The sequence below is a fragment of the Streptomyces sp. NBC_00091 genome, assembly GCF_026343185.1.
Taxonomy (GTDB): Bacteria; Actinomycetota; Actinomycetes; order Streptomycetales; family Streptomycetaceae; genus Streptomyces.
The window spans coordinates 2,652,515-2,672,860 of the sequence record NZ_JAPEMA010000001.1 but is presented as its reverse complement, the minus strand read 5'-3'; the positions used below and the strand labels follow the sequence as shown (position 1 = coordinate 2,672,860).

20 protein-coding genes, 2 tRNA genes and 1 pseudogene are annotated in these 20,346 nt (G+C 70.6%); 6 read left to right on the top strand and 17 right to left on the bottom strand.

Annotated elements, in window-relative coordinates:
• The first annotated feature begins 108 nt into the window (after positions 1 to 108).
• Positions 109 to 2,157, top strand: coding sequence for a Stk1 family PASTA domain-containing Ser/Thr kinase (pknB, locus tag OOK34_RS12245; RefSeq protein WP_267033879.1), 2,049 nt, complete (start codon positions 109 to 111; stop codon positions 2,155 to 2,157).
• 77 nt (positions 2,158 to 2,234) lie between these two features.
• On the opposite strand, the gene OOK34_RS12240 is transcribed toward pknB, so the two are convergent.
• From OOK34_RS12240 to OOK34_RS12215, 6 genes and pseudogenes are all read right to left on the bottom strand, one after another.
• Entirely contained in the window at positions 2,235 to 2,966 is a 732-nt protein-coding gene (locus tag OOK34_RS12240; protein ID WP_267033878.1) for a class E sortase, read from the bottom strand.
• A gap of 13 nt (positions 2,967 to 2,979) precedes the next feature.
• A pseudogene (locus OOK34_RS12235) lies at positions 2,980 to 3,657 on the bottom strand (class E sortase); the annotation flags it as partial.
• A gap of 152 nt (positions 3,658 to 3,809) precedes the next feature.
• Positions 3,810 to 4,448: an aminodeoxychorismate/anthranilate synthase component II gene (locus OOK34_RS12230; protein WP_267033877.1), complete on the bottom strand. Its 639-nt coding sequence runs from the start codon at positions 4,446 to 4,448 to the stop codon at positions 3,810 to 3,812.
• Complete coding sequence (locus OOK34_RS12225) at positions 4,445 to 4,621, bottom strand: hypothetical protein (RefSeq protein WP_030011120.1); 177 nt, start codon at positions 4,619 to 4,621, stop codon at positions 4,445 to 4,447. The genes OOK34_RS12230 and OOK34_RS12225 overlap by 4 nt, the downstream gene beginning before the upstream one ends.
• A gap of 103 nt (positions 4,622 to 4,724) precedes the next feature.
• Positions 4,725 to 5,417, bottom strand: coding sequence for a class E sortase (locus OOK34_RS12220; RefSeq protein ID WP_267033876.1), 693 nt, complete (start codon positions 5,415 to 5,417; stop codon positions 4,725 to 4,727).
• Positions 5,386 to 6,162 (bottom strand): DUF881 domain-containing protein, encoded by a 777-nt coding sequence (locus tag OOK34_RS12215; RefSeq protein WP_267033875.1) that lies wholly within the window; start codon positions 6,160 to 6,162, stop codon positions 5,386 to 5,388. The genes OOK34_RS12220 and OOK34_RS12215 overlap by 32 nt, the downstream gene beginning before the upstream one ends.
• Before the next feature lie 92 nt (positions 6,163 to 6,254).
• On the opposite strand from OOK34_RS12215, the gene crgA reads away from it, so the two are divergent.
• Positions 6,255 to 6,509, top strand: a complete 255-nt coding sequence (crgA, locus tag OOK34_RS12210; RefSeq protein WP_030225155.1) for a cell division protein CrgA — start codon at positions 6,255 to 6,257, stop codon at positions 6,507 to 6,509.
• A gap of 128 nt (positions 6,510 to 6,637) precedes the next feature.
• On the opposite strand, the gene OOK34_RS12205 is transcribed toward crgA, so the two are convergent.
• Entirely contained in the window at positions 6,638 to 7,510 is an 873-nt protein-coding gene (locus OOK34_RS12205) for a rhomboid family intramembrane serine protease (RefSeq protein ID WP_267033874.1), read from the bottom strand.
• 103 nt (positions 7,511 to 7,613) lie between these two features.
• A complete protein-coding gene (locus OOK34_RS12200) occupies positions 7,614 to 8,153 on the bottom strand; it encodes a peptidylprolyl isomerase (protein WP_323183483.1) in 540 nt (179 codons plus the stop codon).
• A 174-nt stretch (positions 8,154 to 8,327) separates the two neighbouring features.
• On the opposite strand from OOK34_RS12200, the gene OOK34_RS12195 reads away from it, so the two are divergent.
• Positions 8,328 to 9,020: a DUF5324 family protein gene (locus OOK34_RS12195; protein WP_267033872.1), complete on the top strand. Its 693-nt coding sequence runs from the start codon at positions 8,328 to 8,330 to the stop codon at positions 9,018 to 9,020.
• Between the two features lie 84 nt (positions 9,021 to 9,104).
• Here the strand turns inward: OOK34_RS12195 and OOK34_RS12190 are convergent, their stop codons facing one another.
• Positions 9,105 to 9,587, bottom strand: a complete 483-nt coding sequence (locus OOK34_RS12190; protein ID WP_267033871.1) for a LysM peptidoglycan-binding domain-containing protein — start codon at positions 9,585 to 9,587, stop codon at positions 9,105 to 9,107.
• Positions 9,588 to 9,698: 111 nt separating this feature from the next.
• On the bottom strand, positions 9,699 to 10,181 hold the full coding sequence (locus tag OOK34_RS12185; protein WP_267033870.1) for a MarR family winged helix-turn-helix transcriptional regulator: 483 nt from the start codon (positions 10,179 to 10,181) through the stop codon (positions 9,699 to 9,701).
• A gap of 117 nt (positions 10,182 to 10,298) precedes the next feature.
• Here OOK34_RS12185 and OOK34_RS12180 point away from each other — a divergent pair, with 117 nt between their 5' ends.
• A complete protein-coding gene (locus OOK34_RS12180; protein WP_267033869.1) occupies positions 10,299 to 11,756 on the top strand; it encodes an MFS transporter in 1,458 nt (485 codons plus the stop codon).
• 670 nt (positions 11,757 to 12,426) lie between these two features.
• Here the strand turns inward: OOK34_RS12180 and OOK34_RS12170 are convergent.
• Complete coding sequence (locus tag OOK34_RS12170; RefSeq protein ID WP_267033868.1) at positions 12,427 to 12,897, bottom strand: hypothetical protein; 471 nt, start codon at positions 12,895 to 12,897, stop codon at positions 12,427 to 12,429.
• Positions 12,898 to 13,150: 253 nt separating this feature from the next.
• A tRNA-Ala gene (locus OOK34_RS12165) sits at positions 13,151 to 13,223 on the bottom strand.
• A 161-nt stretch (positions 13,224 to 13,384) separates the two neighbouring features.
• On the opposite strand from OOK34_RS12165, the gene OOK34_RS12160 reads away from it, so the two are divergent.
• Both OOK34_RS12160 and OOK34_RS12155 read left to right on the top strand, forming a co-directional pair.
• Complete coding sequence (locus tag OOK34_RS12160; RefSeq protein WP_267033867.1) at positions 13,385 to 13,933, top strand: DNA-binding protein; 549 nt, start codon at positions 13,385 to 13,387, stop codon at positions 13,931 to 13,933.
• A gap of 31 nt (positions 13,934 to 13,964) precedes the next feature.
• On the top strand, positions 13,965 to 15,149 hold the full coding sequence (locus tag OOK34_RS12155) for a serine/threonine-protein kinase (RefSeq protein ID WP_267033866.1): 1,185 nt from the start codon (positions 13,965 to 13,967) through the stop codon (positions 15,147 to 15,149).
• Positions 15,150 to 15,182: 33 nt separating this feature from the next.
• On the opposite strand, the gene OOK34_RS12150 is transcribed toward OOK34_RS12155, so the two are convergent.
• The 5 genes from OOK34_RS12150 to gyrA form a co-directional block, all read right to left on the bottom strand.
• Positions 15,183 to 16,523 carry a hypothetical protein gene (locus OOK34_RS12150; RefSeq protein WP_267033865.1) on the bottom strand — a complete coding sequence of 447 codons (1,341 nt, stop codon included), beginning with the start codon at positions 16,521 to 16,523 and terminating at the stop codon, positions 15,183 to 15,185.
• A gap of 140 nt (positions 16,524 to 16,663) precedes the next feature.
• Positions 16,664 to 16,798, bottom strand: coding sequence for a DLW-39 family protein (locus tag OOK34_RS12145; protein ID WP_208809277.1), 135 nt, complete (start codon positions 16,796 to 16,798; stop codon positions 16,664 to 16,666).
• Positions 16,799 to 16,943: 145 nt separating this feature from the next.
• Positions 16,944 to 17,017, bottom strand: a tRNA-Ile gene (locus OOK34_RS12140).
• 83 nt (positions 17,018 to 17,100) lie between these two features.
• Positions 17,101 to 17,727, bottom strand: a complete 627-nt coding sequence (locus OOK34_RS12135; RefSeq protein WP_267033864.1) for a DUF3566 domain-containing protein — start codon at positions 17,725 to 17,727, stop codon at positions 17,101 to 17,103.
• A gap of 3 nt (positions 17,728 to 17,730) precedes the next feature.
• Positions 17,731 to 20,340, bottom strand: coding sequence for a DNA gyrase subunit A (gene gyrA / locus OOK34_RS12130; protein WP_267033863.1), 2,610 nt, complete (start codon positions 20,338 to 20,340; stop codon positions 17,731 to 17,733).
• Positions 20,341 to 20,346 lie beyond the last annotated feature (6 nt).

Here is a 20,346-nt window from a genome sequence, read left to right as displayed (position 1 = left end):
GTGGTCACGAACCGATCACCGACGATCGGCCGGTAGCCTTGCCGCGAACAGCACACCGCCGGACCACACACCGGTGCGGTCGGGACTGACGGAGAGGGCTGCAACGTTATGGAAGAGCCGCGTCGCCTCGGCGGCCGGTACGAGCTGAGCCACGTGCTCGGCCGTGGTGGCATGGCCGAGGTCTACCTCGGTCACGACACCCGGCTCGGCCGTACCGTCGCCGTCAAGACCCTGCGTGCCGACCTCGCCCGCGACCCGTCCTTCCAGGCCCGGTTCCGTCGCGAGGCCCAGTCGGCCGCGTCGCTGAACCACCCCGCGATCGTCGCCGTCTACGACACCGGCGAGGACTACGTCGACAACATCTCCATCCCGTACATCGTGATGGAGTACGTCGACGGCTCGACCCTGCGTGAGCTGCTGCACTCCGGCCGCAAGCTGCTGCCCGAGCGCACCCTCGAGATGTGCATCGGCATCCTCCAGGCCCTCGAGTACTCGCACCGCGCCGGCATCGTCCACCGTGACATCAAGCCCGCCAACGTGATGCTCACCCGGACCGGCCAGGTCAAGGTCATGGACTTCGGCATCGCCCGCGCCATGGGCGACTCCGGTATGACCATGACGCAGACGGCCGCCGTGATCGGCACCGCCCAGTACCTCTCCCCGGAGCAGGCCAAGGGCGAGCAGGTCGACGCGCGCTCCGACCTCTACTCCGCCGGCTGCCTGCTCTACGAGCTGCTCTGCGTCCGGCCGCCCTTCGTCGGCGACTCGCCGGTGGCCGTCGCCTACCAGCACGTACGCGAAGAGCCCCAGCCGCCGTCGAACTTCGACCCCGAGATCACGCCGGTGATGGACGCCATCGTCCTCAAGGCCCTGGTCAAGGACCCCGACTACCGCTACCAGTCCGCGGACGAGATGCGGGCCGACATCGAGGCCTGCCTCGAGGGCCAGCCCGTGGCCGCCACCGCCACCATGGGCGCGGCCGGCTACGGCTACCCAGACCAGGGCGGATACGGACACCAGGGCTACGACCAGCCCACCACCGCCCTGCGCTCCCCCGACGCCGGCCAGACCTCGATGCTCCCGCCGATGCCCCCCGGGGGCGACGGCGGATACGGGTACGGGGACCAGGGCCACGGCGGCTACGACCAGGGTCACGGCCGCCGCCAGCAGAAGAAGAGCCGGGCCTCGACGATCCTGCTGGCCGTGGCCGCGGTGCTCGTCCTGGTCGGCGCGATCCTGATCGGCCGGACCCTCTTCAGCGAGACCGCCGACAACCGCCCCAGCGTGCCCAAGCTCGTCGGCCAGACCTTCGAGCAGGCCCAGAGCAGCGCCAAGAACATGGGCCTCACGGTGGAGAAGGAGGCCGAGGAGCCCTGCGCGGACCAGCCCAAGGGCAATGTCTGCTCGCAGAACCCGGCCCCCGAGACCAAGGTCGACAAGGGCTTCGCGGTCAAGGTCAAGGTCTCCTCGGGCGCGCCCAAGGTCGCCGTGATCGACGTCGTCCGCATGAAGTTCGAGGACGCCGAGTCGGCCCTGAAGGCGAAGAAGTTCCAGGTCGAGAAGAAGCTGGTCGAGTCCGACAGCGCGACCCCCGGCACGGTGACGGAGCAGAACCCCAAGAGCGGCAGCCAGGCCGAGCAGGGTTCGGTGATCACCCTCACCGTCGCCAAGGAGATCTCGAAGGGCATCGTCCCCGACCTCACCGGCAAGACCAAGGAGCAGGCCGTCAAGCTGCTCCAGGACGCCAAGCTGAAGCTCGGCAGCACCACGGAGGTCGACTCCCCCGGGGCCGCGCCGAAGACGATCGTCCAGCAGCAGTACGCCCCCGGTGAGCAGCTCGCCAAGGACACCGCGGTGAACGTCAGCATCGCCAAGGCCTCGACGGCGCCCACCGCGGTACCGCTGCTGGCGGGCCGGACCGTGGCCCAGGCCAAGGACGACCTCAAGCGGGCCAACCTGAACTTCGGGGCGGTCCTGGGCGGCCCGACGGACGACAACGCCCTGGTGACGGCCTCCGAGCCGGCTGCCGGGACCCCGCTGCCGGCCGGCACGGTCGTGAACGTCCGCACCATGGTGAACCCGAGCCAGCCGCAGGACGGCGGCCAGCAGGGCGGCGGCGGCTTCTTCGGAGGCCTGACCGGCGGCAGCCGCCGCTAGGCAAGGGTTCACGTGAAACGGGCCCGGCCCCCCACTCAGGGGGGCCGGGCCCGTTTCACGTGGAACATCGCTGTGGATCAGCGCAGCTCAGCCGGCTTGGTGCGCTTCTCGTCCACCTTCTCCGTCCGCACCAGCTCGCCCCAGACGATGTACCGGTACTTCGAGGTGTACACGGGGGTGCAGGTCGTCAGCGTGATGTAGCGCCCCGGGGCGGTCTTCCCCGACTCCTTCGGGACCGGGTTGATCACGTCCGTGTTGTACTTCGAGGTCTGGCTCAGCTCGGCGAAGACCTTGTACACGTACCAGGTGTCCTTGGTCTCGAAGACGATCGCGTCGCCACCGCGCACCTTGTCGATGTTGTGGAACTTCGCCCCGTGCCCGTCGCGGTGCGCGGCCAGCGCGAAGTTGCCCTTGTCGTCCCAGGGCAGCGCGGACTTCACCGGCTCCGTGTAGTACCCGGCCACGCCGTCGTTCAGGACCTCCGGCGTCGTGCCCGTCTTGACCAGCACCTCGCCGTTCTTCATCGCCGGCACGTGCAGGAAGCCGATCCCGTCCCCGGTGTCCAGGGCGCCGGGCTGTGCGGGGGCGCTCGCCGAGGCCGCGGGGCTCTGCCAGCGCTGGCGGATCTCGTCGCCGCGCGCCGAGGCCTGCCGGTCGGCGAGGACGTTGGTCCACCAGAGCGAGTACGCCACGAACAGGCCCAGGACCAGGCCCCCCGTGATCAGGAGCTCCCCCAGCAGGCTCAGGGCCCCGGCGACCACACTGCGGTCGGCGGGCGGCGGTGCGGAGCGGCGGCGGGCACGAGACACTGCGGGTTCGTCCTTACGGGCTGGTCAGCGCGGGCGGAGCGCCCTGGCTGCGGGGGCGTTCATCGGTCATCCTGCCCCATACGATCATCCGGTAGGTGCTCGTGAACTCCGGGGTGCAGGTCGTCAGCGTGATGTACCGGCCCGGTCCGGTGAATCCGGAACCGTCCGGAACGGGTTTGATCACCGACACGTTCGCCGGCGAGGTCTGCGGCAGCGCGGAGGCCATCTGGTACGTGTAGTAGGCGTCCCGGGTCTCCACGACGATCGCGTCCCCGGGCACCAGCTGGTTGATGTAGCGGAAGGGTTCCCCGTGCGTGTTGCGGTGTCCGGCGACCGCGAAGTTCCCCTCTTTGTCGGCCGGCATCGCGGTCTTCAGCGCGCCCTCCGCGTAGTGGCCGGCCATCCCCTTGTCGAGGACCTTCGCCTTGCTGATCCCCTCCGCCACCGGCACCTTCAGGTCCAGTTTCGGGATGTGCAGGATGGCGAAGCCCTGACCCGGCTCGAAGGCGGCCACCGGCGGCGGAGCGCCCGCTGCCGGTGGGTGCTCCCAGGTCTGCTGGAGCGAGCCCGCCGCCCCGTCGGCGGCCCGCTCCGCCAGGACGTTCGTGTACCAGAGCTGGTAGGTGACGAAGAGCAGCATCACCACGCCGGCGGTGATGAACAGCTCGCCGGCGGCCCGGCTGAGCACCACCACCGGCCCCCCGGAGCGCGGGCGGGCACGCCGTCGGCCCCTGCCTCCCCCGCCGCGCCTGCGGGCGCGCGCGTGTGAGCGCTTCGCGGCCTCCTGTGCCGCCTTGCGCCGCGCGGCCCGGCCCTCGGTGGGCGCGGACGGCGCGACCGTCGTCACGCGACGGCCTTGCCCACCACCGGGGCCAGCCCCACCGACCGCTCGACGGCTCCGGCGTCACCGCAGCGCACGAGCCAGTTCGCGAGCATCCGGTGGCCCCACTCGGTCAGTACGGACTCGGGGTGGAACTGCACGCCCTCCACGTCGTGCTCCCGGTGCCGCAGGCCCATGATGATCCCGTCCTCGGTGCGCGCGGTGACCTCCAGCACGTCCGGCAGGGTCTGGGGCTCGGCCGCGAGCGAGTGGTAGCGGGTCGCGGTGAAGGGCGACGGCAGTCCGGCGAAGACGCCCAGGCCCTCGTGGACCACGGGCGAGGTCTTGCCGTGCAGCAGCTCGGGGGCCCGGCCCACGACGCCCCCGTAGGCGACCGCCATGGACTGCATGCCGAGGCAGACGCCGAAGACCGGGACGCCCGTGTCGGCGCAGTGCCGGACCATGTCCACGCAGACGCCCGCCTCTTCCGGCGTACCCGGCCCGGGCGAGAGCAGCACGCCGTCGAAGCCGTCCTGGGCGTGCGCGAGCTCCACCTCGTCGTTGCGCAGCACCTCGCATTCGGCGCCGAGCTGGTAGAGGTACTGGACCAGATTGAAGACAAAGCTGTCGTAGTTGTCGACAACCAGAATGCGCGCGCTCACGGAGTGGCTCCCGATCCCTCGTCCACCGTCACATCGTTGAACGGAAGGAGCGGCTCGGCCCACGGGAAGACGTACTGGAACAGCACGAACACCACCGCCAGGACCAGTACGAGAGAGATCAGCGCCCGCACCCACGCGTTGCCCGGCAGATGCCGCCAGATCCAGCCGTACATTCCGTCTGCTTCCCTCTTCGTCCACGATCGTTCCAAGCACCGCAGTGGCGGTACCGCAACAGCCTAAAGGCCGGGGCCCCCGCGGAGTGGGTCACCGGGGCAATCACCCGCTTCCGGTGCCGGTGAGCTCCGCCCAGGCGACCAGCCGGTGGCTGTGGCCCCATTCGGGATCGCAGGTGGTCAGGGTCAGGTACTTGCCCGGGGTGGCGAAGGGGGACCGGCGCGGCACCGGGTCGACCACCCCGGTCTCGGTGGGCAGGATGCGCAGCGGCTCGGCCCGCACGGTGTACGTGTACCGGCCCGTCGCGTCCCGGACGATCACCGTGTCCCCGGGGCGCAGCTCGGGGAAGTCCTTGAACGGGTCCCCGTAGGTGCGCCGGTGCCCCGCGACGGCGAAGTTGCCGTCGCCTCCGGGGCGGGCCGTGCCGGTGTAGTGGCCGAGGCCCTTCTTCAGCGGTTCGGCGTCCGTGCCCTCCAGGACCGGCTTGTTCCAGTCGGGGCCGAAGCGGGGGATGGACATCTCGGCGAAGGCCCGCCCCGGCGGATAGGGCTCCGAAGGGGCCGGAGCGGGGGCCCGGGGGGCCGGAGCGGCCGCCGGGGCCGCCGCCGCCCAGCGGTCGCGCAGCCGGGCCCGCTCGTCCTCCATGGCCCGGTCGGCCTTGACCCCGGTCCACAGCAGGACGTACGCCACGAACAGCACGATCAGGGTCCCTGCCGTCAGGCACACCTCGCTGAACGTCCGTACCACCAGGCGCAGTACGACGTCAGGACGCGGCGGACTCCAGCGGCTTCGCATAGTGGAGGTCCACTGTGCCGGAGTAGCCGGGCAGTGTCAGCCGCTTCTCCTCGTCCACTTTCCAGCCGAGCCCGTACGCGTTGACGTACAGCTGGTAGTTCTGCAGGGCGGGGGAGGCCCCGAGGGCCCTGCGCAACGCGCCCGGGTCGCCGACCGCGGAAACCTTGTACGGGGGCGAGTACACGCGGCCCTGGAGGATCAGGGTGTTGCCCACGCAGCGCACCGCGCTGGTGGAGATCAGCCGCTGGCCCATCACCTCGATGCCCTCGGCGCCGCCCAGCCACAGCGCGTTCACCACGGCCTGGAGGTCCTGCTGGTGGATCACCAGGTCGTTGGGCTGCGGTTCGGGGACGCCGGGGACGCGGGCGGTGGCGTTCGGCGGGGCGTCGTTGAGGGTGACCGTCAGGCCCTTGCCGGAGAGCTCCTCGGTGCCCGAGGCTGTGCGCAGGGCGGCCAGCCTGGCCTCCTCGGCCTTGGTGCTGCCGTTGTCCCGTTCCGCGAGGGCGTCCACCTGGGCGCGCGCGGCCGCGGCGCTCTTCTCCAGCTCGGCGTTCTTGGCGCTGCGCTCGTGGATCAGGTCGGACAGCTTCAGGAGTGATGCGTCCGTCCGGATGTTCGTACCCTTGGACGTGTTGAAGCTGGTGACGAAGATGAGCCCGGCCAGGGCGAAGACGGCGGCCGTGAGCAGCCGCACCGGCCTGGCCCGGCGACGGGGACCCGCGGAGGAGTCGTCTGAATCGCTCAACGTACCCTTCTCCTTCAACGCCACAGGTCCACTACGCTAACGGACGCCCGGGGCAGGCAAGGTCCCCCAGCGCATCGACAGGAGAGCCCCTCGTGCCGAAGTCACGTATCCGCAAGAAGGACGACTACACGCCGCCGCCGGCGAAGCAGGCGCAGACGATCAGGCTGACCAACCGCAGCTGGGTCGCCCCGGTCATGCTGGCGTTCTTCCTGATCGGTCTCGCGTGGATCGTGGTCTTCTACGTGACCGATACCCAGTTGCCCGTCGAGGCGCTGGGCAACTGGAACATCGTCGTCGGTTTCGGCTTCATCGCCGCCGGTTTCGGTGTCTCCACGCAGTGGAAGTAGCGCGCATCCGCTTACCCGGATGGCCGAGCGGCGCAAGCTCTCCCATGAGTTATCCACAGCGTCATCCACACCTGAGGAAAAGACAGAAGATCTGTGGATAACTCTGTGGAGAGTTGACGCCGGTGTGATCAGGTGAGTTCGGCCGTCCGGACGACGATCAGCGCTGCGGTCAGCAGGAGGACCGCAGCGCAGGTCACCACCTGGACGACCGCGCGCTTGCGGCCGGTGGCGGGCGCGAGCAGCCCCAGCGCGATCAGCGCGCCGGTCACCAGGCCGCCGATGTGCGCCTGCCAGGACACCGACAGGCCCCCGAGGGGCACGAAGGTCACGATGAGCATGAGCCCGAGCGTGATCAGCACCGGCCGCATCTCGTAGCGGAGCCGGCGGGCGAGGACCACGGTGGCGCCCAGCAGGCCGCAGACGGCTCCGGAGGCGCCGAGGGTCGGGGTGTTCGGCGCGGTCAGCAGATAGACGAGGGCGCTGCCGCCCAGCCCCGACAGCAGGTAGAGGGCGAGATAGCGGGACCGGCCCAGGGCCGCCTCCAGCGGACCGCCGATCACCCACAGGGCGAGCATGTTGCCGAAGATGTGCCACACCTCGACATGCAGGAACACCGAGGTCAGCAGCCGGTGGTACTGCCCGGTGGAAACCCCTTCGACGGGGGCGCCGAAGTACTCGATGTAGCGGCCGAGCAGCTCCAGCTGGACGGCCAGGCCCGGCACGGCGAAGGCCGCGAGGAACACCAGCGCGTTGATCCCGATCAGGATCTTGGTGACGAGCTGCGGATCGCCGGTGACCAGCCCGCCCGCGACCGTGCGCGGGGCGTTGGCCGCGGGGGCGTGCCCAGTGCCGGAGCCGTCCCGGACGCACTCGGGGCACTGGAAGCCCACCGAGGCGCTGATCATGCACTCCGGGCAGATGGGCCGCTCGCAGCGGGTGCAGCTGATGCCGGTGTCGCGGTCCGGGTGGCGGTAGCAGCCCGGCAGACGGTCGGTGTCCATCGGTCCCCTCGATCGGCGGCGGGCGGGGAAGCGCCCCGCCGGTCCGTGTGTATCCAGTACGGACGGACGGGGCGCAAAGGTTCCCGGTCCCGCGGGGCTGCGGTCAGCGCTTGACGTCGCGCTTCTCGACGGTGACGGACTGGATGATCACGTCGTCCAGGGGCCGCTCGGTGCGCGGGTTGGTCGGGCCGGACGCGATGGCGTCCACGACCTTGCGGCTGGCCGCGTCGGTGACCTCGCCGAAGATGGTGTGCTTGCGGGTCAGCCAGGCCGTCGGGGCGACCGTGATGAAGAACTGCGAGCCGTTCGTGCCCGGGCCGGCATTGGCCATGGCGAGCAGGTAGGGCTTGGTGAAGGCCAGGTCGGGGTGGAACTCGTCGGCGAACTGGTAACCGGGGCCGCCGGTGCCGTTGCCGAGCGGGTCGCCGCCCTGGATCATGAAGCCGCTGATGACGCGGTGGAAGACGGTGCCGTCGTAGAGCGGGGCCGTGGTCTTCTGGCCGTCGGTGGGGCGGGTCCACTCGCGGGCGCCCGTGGCGAGCTCCACGAAGTTCCGTACGGTCTTCGGAGCGAAGTTCGCCAGCAGCTCGATCTCGATGTCGCCTTGGTTGGTCTTCAGGGTGGCGTAGAGCTTCTCGGCCACGGATCTGCCTTCCATAGTCATCACTGTCGGTCCAGATCCTCGCACGGAGGGCACAACGGCACAGAAATCCTCCACCCGTATGCCCTGTCACGCATGCCAGGCGGCGCTATGGCAGGCATGATCCGACAAAGGGTGGAAAGGTGAACTGTGTCCGCCACCGAGGAGGAGGATCCCGTGACCCGCAAGGACAGCGTGCGCCTGGCCGCCGAGAGCGCCATGGACACCGTGAGGCACGCAGCGGAAGTGGTGGCGCCGTACGCAGAGACCGCCAAGGACGCGGCTGTGCACTACGCGCACGAGGCGAACGAGCGGCTGGCGCCGAAGGTCTCGTACGCGGCCGGCCAGGCCTCGCTGCAGGCCCGCGCGGCCTACGACAACCACCTGCATCCGCGGATGCGGGCGGCGCGCACCCATGTGCCGCCGGATGTGGACCGGGCCGCGACGAAGGCCGTCCACCAGACGCGCGTCGCCGCACGCCAGGCGGCCGACTACGCGGCGCCGCGGATCGAGAGCGCGATCGCGGCGGGCCGGCCGGTGGCCGAGGAGGCCGCGTCCCGTTCGACGGCGGCGCTCGCGGCGCTGCGCGGCCAGGTGTCGGCGAAGGAAGTGCGGCAGCTGGTGCGGCGCCACGAGCGGCGGGCGCGGTGCGGCCGCCTGTTCAAGGGGGTCGCGCTGGTCGGGCTCCTGGCCGGCGGCGCCTTCGCGGCGTGGAAGTGGTGGGACCAGCAGTCGAACCCGGACTGGCTCGTGGAGCCCCCGGCGGCCACCGAGCTGTCGGCGCAGGACGCCGAGCCGGCGAGCTTCGACGACGAGCTGGCGGAACAGGAGCACGGGGCGAAGAGCACGGACGGCGGCAAGAACCACTGACCGCACCCGTACGCGCAGAACGCGCAGGGGCCCGGATCCATCACCGGATCCGGGCCCTTGCGCGTAGACGCGTAGAGGTGCGGGCTAGCCCGGCAGCGTCAGCACCATCCCCGGACGGATGAGGTCGGGGTTGGCGCCGACCACCCCCCGGTTCATGGCGTACAGCTCACGCCAGCGGCCCTCGTTGCCCAGCTCGCGGCGGGCGATCGCGGAGAGCGAGTCCCCCGGCTTGACGGTGTACGTGCGCTTCTTGGCGGTCGGCGCCGGCTTGGGCGGCACCGGTACGGCCTTGTGCGCGGCCGACGTGGGACTCGGCGCGGCGGGCGGCATGTGCCCCGCCGCCGGGGGCGACTTGGGACGGGCGGCCGCGGCCATCCGCTCGGCGGCCGCCTTGGTGGCGGACGCGGCGTCGGTGTACTTGCCGCCCATCTCGGAGGGCGCCTTCGGAGCGGCGGGCGCGGGCGCCGCCGCGGCCTGCTGCTCCCTCTGCTCCATCTGCTGTTTCGCCTTCTCGGCGGCCTCGTGTTCCTTCTTCTTGTCGGACCTGAGGAAATCGAAGAGTCCCATGTGCGTGCGCCTCCGGCGTGGTGTTGCCCCCTGGGCTCATTGCCTCCACCCACTCTCGGACACCGGGCGGCGCCCGGCCGTGTGACTGGGCCGTACGGGGGACACCGGCGGCTACTGCTGCCGGGCCCGCCGGGCCGGGCGGGGGCTCTCGGCGGGTACGCCCAGCGGCCCCTCGGCGAGCCGGCCGAGGACCCGCAGCAGGCAGTCGCGGTCCGCGTCGGAGAGGTCGGCGAGGGCGTCGGCGTGGACCCGGTCGACGATCCGCCGGCTCTCCCCGGCGACGGCGGCGCCCCGGTCGGTGACGGCGATGATCCGGGCCCGCCGGTCCTTGGTGGAGGGCCGCCGCTCGGCCAGTCCGGCCTTCTCCAGGGCGTCGACGGTGACGACCATCGTCGTCTTGTCCATGTCGCCGATCTCGGCGAGCTGGACCTGCGTGCGCTCCTCCTCCAGGGCGTGTACGAGGACGCAGTGCATGCGGGCCGTCAGCCCGATCTCGCCGAGGGCCGCGGCCATCCGGGTCCGCAGGACGTGGCTGGTGCGGTCCAGGAGGAAGGACAGGTCGGGCTCGGTCCGGGTGGATCCCATCGCAGTCATGGAACCAGCCTAACAACTCGATCCGAAGAAAATAGTCTGCAACAAAACTATCTGCTACGGTCACACCAGTCGCCGACGATCACCCTTCCGACGCCCCGCCGATGACCGGAGAGACCGATGACCGCCACCGCCACGGAAGCCCCCTCCCCTCCCCGAACCCCTGCACCGAGTGCACCGCGCTCGCGCTGGACCGCCCTCGCCGTGCTCTCCACCGGCATGCTGATGACCGTCCTCGACGGCAGCATCGTCACCGTGGCGATGCCGGCCATCCAGAACGACCTCGGCTTCTCCCCCGCCGGCCTCAGCTGGGTCGTGAACGCCTACCTGATCGCCTTCGGCAGCCTGCTGCTGCTCGCGGGCCGGCTCGGGGACCTGATCGGCCGCAAGCGGATGTTCCTCGCGGGCACCGCCCTCTTCACGGCCGCCTCGCTGCTCGCCGGCTTCGCCGACTCCCCCGCCCTGCTGATCGCCGCCCGCTTCCTCCAGGGCGTGGGCAGCGCGATGGCCTCCGCCGTCAGCCTCGGGATCCTGGTCACCCTCTTCACCGAGCCCCGCGAACGCGCCCGGGCGATCGCCGTCTTCTCCTTCACCGGGGCGGCCGGAGCCTCCCTGGGGCAGGTGCTGGGCGGGGTCCTCACCGACGCCCTCGACTGGCACTGGATCTTCTTCATCAACCTGCCCATCGGGCTCGCCGCCCTGCTGGCCGCCCTGCCCGCACTCCCCGCCGGCCGGGGGCTCGGACTGCGCGCCGGCGCGGACGTACCGGGCGCCCTCATGGTCACCGCCGGGCTGATGACGGGCATCTACACCGTCGTCCAGGTCGAGCAGTACGGCTGGACCTCCCTGCGCACCCTCGGCCTCGGGGCGCTCTCCCTGGCCCTCCTCGCCGCCTTCGCCGTCCGCCAGGCCAAGGCCCGCACCCCGCTGATGCCCCTGCGGATCCTGCGCTCCCGCACCGTGGTGAGCGCGAACCTGGTCCAGGCCCTGATGGTCGCCGCCCTCTTCTCCTTCCAGGTCCTGGTCGCCCTCTACCTCCAGAAGGTCCAGGGCTACGGGGCGGCGGAGACCGGCCTCGCGATGCTGCCGGCCGCGCTGGCGATCGGCGGGGTCTCCCTCGGGGGCGCGGCGAAGCTGATCGCCCGCTTCGGGGAGCGGGGCGTCCTGCTCACCGGCCTCGTCCTGCTGGTCGCGGGCCTCGCCCTGCTGACCCGGCTCCCGGTGCACGCCGACTACGTCTCCGACCTGCTGCCCGTGATGCTGCTGGCCTCCGGCTTCGGCCTGGCCCTGCCCGCCCTCACCACCCTGGGCATGTCGGGCGCCGACGAGCGCGACGCCGGGCTGGCGTCGGGGCTGTTCAACACCACCCAGCAGATCGGCATGGCCCTCGGCGTGGCCGTCCTGTCCACCCTGGCCGCTTCCCGCACCGAGGCCCTGACGACCGCCGGCCACACCCCGCCCGAGGCCCTCACCTCCGGCTACCACCTGGCCTTCGCCACCGGCGCCGCCCTCCTCCTGACGGCCACCGCCCTCGCCGCCACCCTCCCCCGCAGCCGCGATCGCGCCGATCAGCGGTAGTCGTCCGGGTGGCCCTGCATCCAGGTGTTGATCTTGTCGCGGGTGCCGATGAGCGAGGGCTGGTGCTTCCTCAGGTTCCCGAAGGACCGGTCGCCGCCGAGCTCCTCGTCCAGCTTCGCGATCAGCTCGATCGGAGCGTCGCCTGGAGCCCGGCGAAAGCGTCCCGGACCTTTTCGGGTGCCGGAGCGGTGTCCACGGGGTCGGTGGACTCCGACGGCCCGGCGGACGCGGGACTGGACACGGCACCGGCCGGGGAGGCGGCGGCCTGCGTCTCGACGGACGGTATCGCCGGTTCCGCGTCACAGGAAACGGCGAACGCAGCCAGGATGACGGCGCCTACTGCCGCGGTCCGCGCACGGGAAAGGAATATCGACTACCCCTCGATCTCTGAGGTAGTGACCCTACAGAATTCCCCTGCACCGAAAGCGAATCCGCCAGTTTCCGATTCATCGACTCCCGTCAACATTCTCGAATACCTGCATCAACAATCGCTATTCTTCGGCGGTGACGGTGCTGGCTGGCGGCTGCGACCGGGACGCTCAGCCTGACTGCGGCCTGTGCAAGCGGCCCCACGCCCCGAACCGGCGCCCCGGTCTCGCCGTCACCGTCCCCCAGTACGACAGTGGCAGCCGAAGACGGCAAGCCCTGGCGCTATCCCACCCCCGCGGTGCTACAAGGCCTGCGCCTGCCCTCCGGTGCGTTGAGTCTCAGCCCCTGGCAGCAGTTCCGTTCCGAGCAGGCCGAGTTCATCGTCCGCCGCCAGTGCCTGGCCCGCTACGGCCTTGAACCCTACAAACTCCCGAAGCCGTTCGCGGGCCCCCTCACCGCTGAGGAACGCCTCTACGGAGACCCGAACGTGGAGCAGGCCAAAGCCTGGGGGTACTGGCTCAGCGGCAGTGACCAGGTCATCGATGAGCCGCCCATCCCGACCGGCAAGGCGATGGAGGACATGATGCTGGTCGATGCCCCCGTGGGAGACAAGTCCGCGGGTTTCAACGGCAAACCACTGCCGACCGAGGGGTGCACCGGGGAAGTCGACCGGACGCTGTCCGGCGATCCGACAATGACCCACGAGAAATACGCCACAGCCCTCTACGCCGCACAGCTCCTCGACAGTCAGGCCTATCACCAGGCCCGTCAAACACATGAGGTGAAGCAGGCCGAAAAGGCATGGTCAACGTGCATGGCGGGCAAGGGATACCAATTCCCCGCCGACGTGTACTCCGCCGGCGGCAGCCTCGACGGGCCCATGACCCGCACCACATCGACAGCCACACCATCACCACCCGGACACCCCCGCCCCCCTCGGCACCCTGAGCCCGAAGGTGCCGGCAGCCCGGACGGCAAAAAGACCCCCCTGACCGCGTTTCCGCAGGTCAGGGGGGTCTTGAATGTGGAGCCTAGGAGATTCGAACTCCTGACATCTGCCTTGCAAAGGCAGCGCTCTACCAACTGAGCTAAGGCCCCGAGCAACTGGACGCGGACGTCCCCGGTGAGGGAGTGTCCGTTCCGCAGGACAGAGTACCCGGTGCACCCCCGCATCCCGCAAAATGATAGGGACTCCCGCCCCGCGACCACGCTCCGTAAGATGCTCGCGAGGTTCGCACCAGCGAAGGGGAGTAGGAAGAGTGGACGCAGTACAGCAGGAGGCCACGGCCAGAGCCAGGGAACTCCAGCGCAGTTGGTACGGGGAGCCGCTCGGCGCGCTGTTCCGACGGCTCATAGATGACCTCGGTCTCAACCAGGCCCGCCTCGCTGCCGTGCTCGGGCTGTCGGCGCCGATGCTGTCCCAGCTGATGAGCGGGCAGCGCGCGAAGATCGGCAACCCGGCCGTGGTCCAGCGGGTCCAGGCCCTCCAGGACCTCGCCGGCCAGGTGGCCGACGGAAGCGTCAGCGCCGCCGAGGCCACCGACCGGATGGACGAGATCAAGAACACCCAGGGGGGTTCCGTCCTCAGCAACAGCGGCCAGACCACCACGAGCTCCGGCGCCCCCACCGTCAAGCGGGTCGTCCGCGAGATCCAGTCGCTGCTGCGCTCGGTCGCCGCGGCCGGCGACATCATCGAGGCGGCGGACACGCTCGCACCCACCCACCCGGAGCTGGCAGAGTTCCTCCGGGTGTACGGCGCGGGGCGCACCGCTGAGGCGGTGGCCCACTACGAGGCCCACCAGAACTGACGGACACGGGTGACGGGGGGCGGGCACAGCGATGGGTGAGGTCTTCGCCGGGCGGTACGAGCTGATCGATCCGATCGGACGGGGCGGCGCGGGCGCCGTCTGGCGGGCCTGGGACCACCGCCGGCGCAGGTACGTGGCCGCGAAGGTCCTCCTGCAGAGCGATGCCCACACCCTGCTGCGGTTCGTGCGCGAGCAGGCCCTGCGCATCGACCACCCGCACGTCCTGGCCCCGGCCAGCTGGGCGGCGGACGACGACAAGGTCCTCTTCACCATGGACCTCGTCAGCGGCGGTTCCCTCGCCCATGTGATCGGGGACTACGGGCCGCTGCCGCCCCGCTTCGTGTGCGTGCTGCTCGACCAGCTCCTGTCGGGGCTGGCGGTGGTGCACGCGGAGGGCGTCGTCCACCGCGACATCAAACCGGCCAACATCCTGATGGAGGCCACCGGAACCGGGCGGCCGCACCTGCGGCTGTCCGACTTCGGCATCTCCATGCGCAAGGGCGAGCCCCGGCTCACGGAGACCGACTACGTGGTCGGCACGCCCGGCTACTTCGCCCCCGAGCAGCTCATGGGCGCCGAGCCCGACTTCCCCGCCGACCTCTTCGCCGTCGGCCTGGTCGCCCTGTACCTGCTGTGGGGCCGCAAGCCCGACTCCCAGGCGCTGGTGGAGCACTTCAGGGCCCACGGCATCCCCGACGCCCCCGAAGGCGTCCCCGCGCCGCTGTGGGGCGTCATCGCGAACCTCCTGCACCCTGACCCCGAAAGCCGGTTCCGGACCGCCACAGGGGCACGCAAGGCCCTTGCCGAGGCTGCCCAGTTGCTGCCGACGCCCGCCGCGAACGAGGAACCGGTCGAGGTCTTCGACCAACTCGGGCCGCTCCCCGCCGGTTTCGGCCCCGACGGGCCGCAAGTCACCCCGCAGCGCAGTCCGCAGGACACCCCGCGCAGCACCCCGGTGCCCGCCGCCGAAGCCGCCACGCCCGCCCCGGGTTTCGGACCGCCGCCGTCGGCGTACGGGCCGCCCCCGGAGACGGGCGGTTTCCACCTCGCGCCCCCGACGGCCACCGCGACGACCGCCCCCGCCGCCACCCCGCCGGCCCGGGCCGCCCGGGCCGCCGGCGGTATCGCCCCGCCCCCGGCGAAGGTCACCGCCGGCATCCTCACCGCGGCCCTGCTGTGCTTCGCGGTCGGCACCTGGGCGCTCACGCAGTACTAGTGCTGCGACCGGCAAGGTTCGCCGGCCACAGCACTAGGCGGCGTGCCGCCGGGACAGCAGGATCCAGCCCCCGAGCCCGAGCAGCAGCACCGCCCCCGTCCCGAAGCCGGCCCCGGCCACCACCCGCATCACCGAGGCGTTGTCCCGCGCGGCGGCGGCTTCGGGGGCGGTGAGCCCCTCCTTCGCGGCGGACCGCTCGGCGTCGCCCACCCCGAACCCGGCGGCCGCCAGGCTCTCCTTGTACGCGGGAGCCTTGGCCGGCCCGCCGGTGACGTCCAGCCGCAGGGTCAGCGGCACCGGCGTCGCGTCCTCGGTGAACTCCCCGACCTTCCCGCCCAGGGTGACGGCGATGTAGTACCACCCGGCCAGCCGTACGGGCCGCACCTCGTTCGTGTCGGAGAAACGGTTCTCGTACGCCACCGGCGCGGTCTTCGGCAGCGTCAAGGCCGCCTGCTTGCCGTCGTAGGAGGTGTCCTTGGCCTGCACCAACCCCCGGTACGGGGTGTACAGCGAGACGGTGAGCCCGTTGGAGGCGGAGCCGTAGTCCTTGGTCATCCGGGCCTTGGCGATCTCGGCGCCGATCCCCAGCTGCTGCCCCCAGTCCAGCGGCACCCGGTAGAACCGCGTCTGCCCGGGGCGCAGGTCGTCGCGCCACACCCCGGAGTCCAGGGCCCGCGCGTCGTTGAAGCCGGTGCCTCCGGTACGGGCCACCGGGTTCGAGCCGGGCAGGGTCGGGGAGGCCGAGGGCCAGACGCTGGGCGCGGTGGTCGGGGCGGTGCCCGCGGCCGGGGCCGGTTCGCGCTGGACCAGGAGCTCCACCGGCCACGCCGCCTGCGAGGATTCCTTGCCCGCGCTCCGCGTGACCTTCGCGTAGTACGTGCCCGCCGCCTGGCACTCGGCGTCCTCCTCCAGCCGCCGCAGGCCCACCTCGCTGAGCGGGACCGGGTCGTAGCCGAAGGAGGCCTGGCCGTTGTTGTACGGGCAGGGGCGACCGCCGGGGGTCATGATCTCGACCTTGAGGTCGTCGCCGTAGCCGACCTTGGCGCCGGCCGGCGGGCGCAGCACCGCGGAGACGTACACGCTGGAGGCGTCGTCGAGGCCCAGCCGGTAGATCCGCTCGCCCGGGGCGAGGGTGTCCTCGTAGAAGGTGCCGACCTCCAGGAGCGGAGCGTCCGCCGTCGAGGGCTTGCCCTGCACCGCCTTGGCACCCTGGGCCGGACGGTACTCCGGCAGCGGCTGCGCGGACCCCGACGCACCCCCGGAGGGACCGGCGGACGGCCCCGGTGCCGCGTACGCGGCCCCCGGGAGCCAGGCCCCCGCGAGCCAGGCCACCAGCCCCAGGGCCGCCGCCCCTGCCAGCGTCGTCCGACGCATCCGACCTACCCGAACCATCACGCACACCCCGAATTTGCTACCGCAAGCCAAATCTTTGCATAACCGAATTTATCGACACAGAACAGCACAAAGCCCCGGCAGCAGCGGCAGCCGGGGCTTCGTGGAATCAATCGTGGGGCTCACACACCGGAACCAGAGGGCACGGAGTCAGTTGCCTCCGTCCACAGGTCCTGCTCGGCGCGATCCGCCTGGATCTGGCGGTACACGAGGAGCCCGCCGATGGCGGCCAGTGCGACCAGGAGCAGCTTCTTCACCGCGCGACCTCGTCCTTCATTGACGTTGGGGACTTCTGGCCGCCAACAATACACACCGACCGATACCGATCGGTTACCTGGGAGTCCCCCAACTGGCCCTACGACGAAGACCCCCAGGCCATGGGCCTGGGGGTCTTCGACACTGTGGGGCTAACAGGATTTGAACCTGTGGCCTCATCCTTATCAGGGATGCGCTCTAACCAACTGAGCTATAGCCCCATCCGCGCTGCGCGCTGACTCCTGAAGATTAGCGCACAGACGCGGTCGAGCCAAAATCGCCTTCTACGGGGCGTCCGCGCAGGTCATTCGTCCTCGGCGAGCGTGAGCTCCACGCCGCCCACGAAGCCCGCCGACAGGTTGTAGATGAACGAGCCCAGCGTGGCCAGCGCGGTCATCAGCACCACGTCGATCACCGCGATCACCGAGGTGAAGATCAGCACGCGCGGCAGCGACAGGAAGGACTGGAGGTCGAAGCCGTTGCTCTCGTTCGACCCGGTCGCCTCGCTGATCGTGCCGCCGACCGTCGAGAAGATGCCCATGGCGTCCATGACCATCCACAGCACCGCCGAGGCAACGATGGTGCACAGGCCCAGCGCGATGGACAGCAGGAAGCTGACCTTCATCACCGACCACGGGTCGGCCTTGGCCACCCTCAGCCGCGCCTTGCGCGTCCTGGGGACCGTACGGGCCCCCGGGACGGCCCCGCGCTGCGCACCCGGGCCCGTGGGCGCCGCAGGGGCCTGCGGGGACTGCTGCTTCGACTGGGCCTTCGGCTGGCCCTTGGGCTGGCCCTTCGCCGGGGTCTGCGCCTTCGGCTTGGGTTCCGGTTCTCGGGTGTCCGTCACGGTTCCCCCCTGGGAGTCCGCGGCGGGGCCACGGGCACCGTTCGCTCCAGTCTCGGCCGGTCCGGCGCCCGTGGCTCCACTCACGACTTACTCCTCGTGCTCCCCATCCGAGGGCTGCGTGCCCTCGGCGGCTTCGGCGGCCGGTACGTCGGCCGCCGCCTCGATCTCTGACTCGATCTCGTCGGCCTCGTCAGCTTCCTGACCGGCCTCGGCGTTACGAGCGATGCCGACCACGGCATCGCGCTTGCCCAGGTTGATCAGCTGGACGCCCATGGTGTCACGGCCGGTCTCCCTGACTTCGTTGACGCGCGTACGGATCACACCACCGCCGAGCGTGATGGCGAGGATCTCGTCCGTTTCGTCGACCACCAGCGCGCCGACGAGCGACCCGCGGTCCTCCACGATCTTCGCGGCCTTGATGCCCAGGCCACCACGGCCCTGGACGCGGTACTCGTCCACCGGCGTCCGCTTGGCGTAGCCGCCGTCGGTCGCGGTGAAGACGAACGTACCCGGCCGGACAACGCTCATGGAGAGCAGTTCGTCACCCTCGCGGAAGCTCATGCCCTTCACGCCCGAGGTGGCGCGGCCCATCGGGCGCAGCGCGTCGTCGGTCGCCGTGAAGCGGATCGACTGCGCCTTCTTGCTGATGAGCAGCAGGTCGTCCTCGGCGGACACCAGCTCGGCGCCGATCAGCTCGTCATCGCTGCCGTCCTCGGTCTCCCGGAGGTTGATGGCGATGACGCCGCCCGAACGCGGTGAGTCGTAGTCCTTGAGCGCCGTCTTCTTCACCAGGCCGCCCTTGGTGGCCAGGATCAGGTAGGGCGCCGCCTCGTAGTCGCGGATCGCGAGGATCTGGGCGATCTTCTCGTCCGGCTGGAAGGCCAGCAGGTTCGCCACGTGCTGCCCGCGCGCGTCACGGCCGGCGTCCGGCAGCTCGTACGCCTTGGACCGGTAGACGCGGCCCTTGTTCGTGAAGAACAGCAGCCAGTGGTGCGTGGTGGAGACGAAGAAGTGGTCGACCAGGTCGTCCTGCTTCAGCTTCGTGCCGCGCACGCCCTTGCCGCCGCGCTTCTGCGAGCGGTAGTCCTCGGTCTTGGTGCGCTTGACGTAGCCGCCGTGCGTGATCGTGACGACGATGTCCTCTTCGGCGATCAGGTCCTCCATGGACATGTCGCCGTCGAAGGGCACCAGCTTGGAGCGCCGGTCGTCGCCGAACTTCTCGACGATCGCCGCCAGCTCCTCGCTGACGATCGAGCGCTGCTTCTCCGGCGAGGCCAGGATCGCGTTGTACTCGTTGATCTTCGCCTGGAGCTCGTCGTGCTCGGCGACGATCTTCTGCCGCTCCAGGGCCGCCAGGCGGCGGAGCTGCATCTCGAGGATCGCGTTGGCCTGGATCTCGTCGATCTCCAGCAGGCCCATCAGGCCCTCGCGCGCGATCTCGACCGTGTTGCTGCGCCGGATCAGGGCGATGACCTCGTCGATCGCGTCCAGCGCCTTGAGCAGACCGCGCAGGATGTGGGCGCGCTCCTCCGCCTTGCGCAGGCGGAACTTCGTGCGCCGGACGATGACCTCGATCTGGTGCTGCACCCAGTGGCGGATGAACGCGTCGATCGACAGGGTGCGCGGCACCCCGTCCACCAGCGCCAGCATGTTCGCGCCGAAGTTCGTCTGGAGGTCGGTGTGCTTGTAGAGGTTGTTCAGCACCACCTTGGCGACGGCGTCGCGCTTGAGCACGATCACCAGGCGCTGGCCCGTCCGGGACGAGGTCTCGTCGCGGACGTCGGCGATGCCGCCGATCTTGCCGTCCTTGACGAGGTCGGCGATCTTCTGCGCGAGGTTGTCGGGGTTGGTCTGGTACGGGAGCTCCGTGACCACCAGGCACTGGCGGTTCTGGATCTCCTCGACCTCCACCACCGCGCGCATCGTGATGGAGCCGCGCCCGGTGCGGTACGCCTCCTCGATGCCCTTGCGGCCCACGACCAGGGCACCCGACGGGAAGTCCGGGCCCTTGATCCGCTCGAGCAGCGCGTCCAGCAGCTCCTCGTGCGAGGCCTCCGGGTGCTCCAGCGCCCACTGCGCGCCGGCCGCGACCTCGCGGAGGTTGTGCGGCGGGATGTTCGTCGCCATACCGACCGCGATACCGGCGCTGCCGTTGACCAGCAGGTTCGGGAAGCGCGCCGGCAGGACCGTCGGCTCCTGGTTGCGGCCGTCGTAGTTGTCCGTGAAGTCGACGGTCTCCTCGTCGATGTCCCGGAGCATCTCCATGGCCAGCGGCATCAGCTTGCACTCGGTGTAGCGCATCGCGGCCGCCGGGTCGTTGCCCGGAGAGCCGAAGTTGCCGTTGCTGTCCACCAGCGGCATGCGCATCGACCACGGCTGGGCCAGGCGGACCAGGGCGTCGTAGATCGAGGAGTCGCCGTGCGGGTGGTACGTACCCATGACGTCACCGACGACGCGGGCGCACTTGTAGAAGCCCTTCTCGGGCCGGTAGCCGCCGTCGTACATCGCGTACAGCACGCGCCGGTGGACGGGCTTGAGGCCGTCCCGTACGTCGGGCAGCGCGCGGGAGACGATGACGGACATCGCGTAGTCGAGGTAGGAGCGCTGCATCTCCGTCTCGAGCCCGACGGGCTCGATGCGCAGCACGGGCTGCTCCTCCGCGGCGTTCTCTGCGGTGGGTGTGGTTTCGTCGGCCATTGCTGG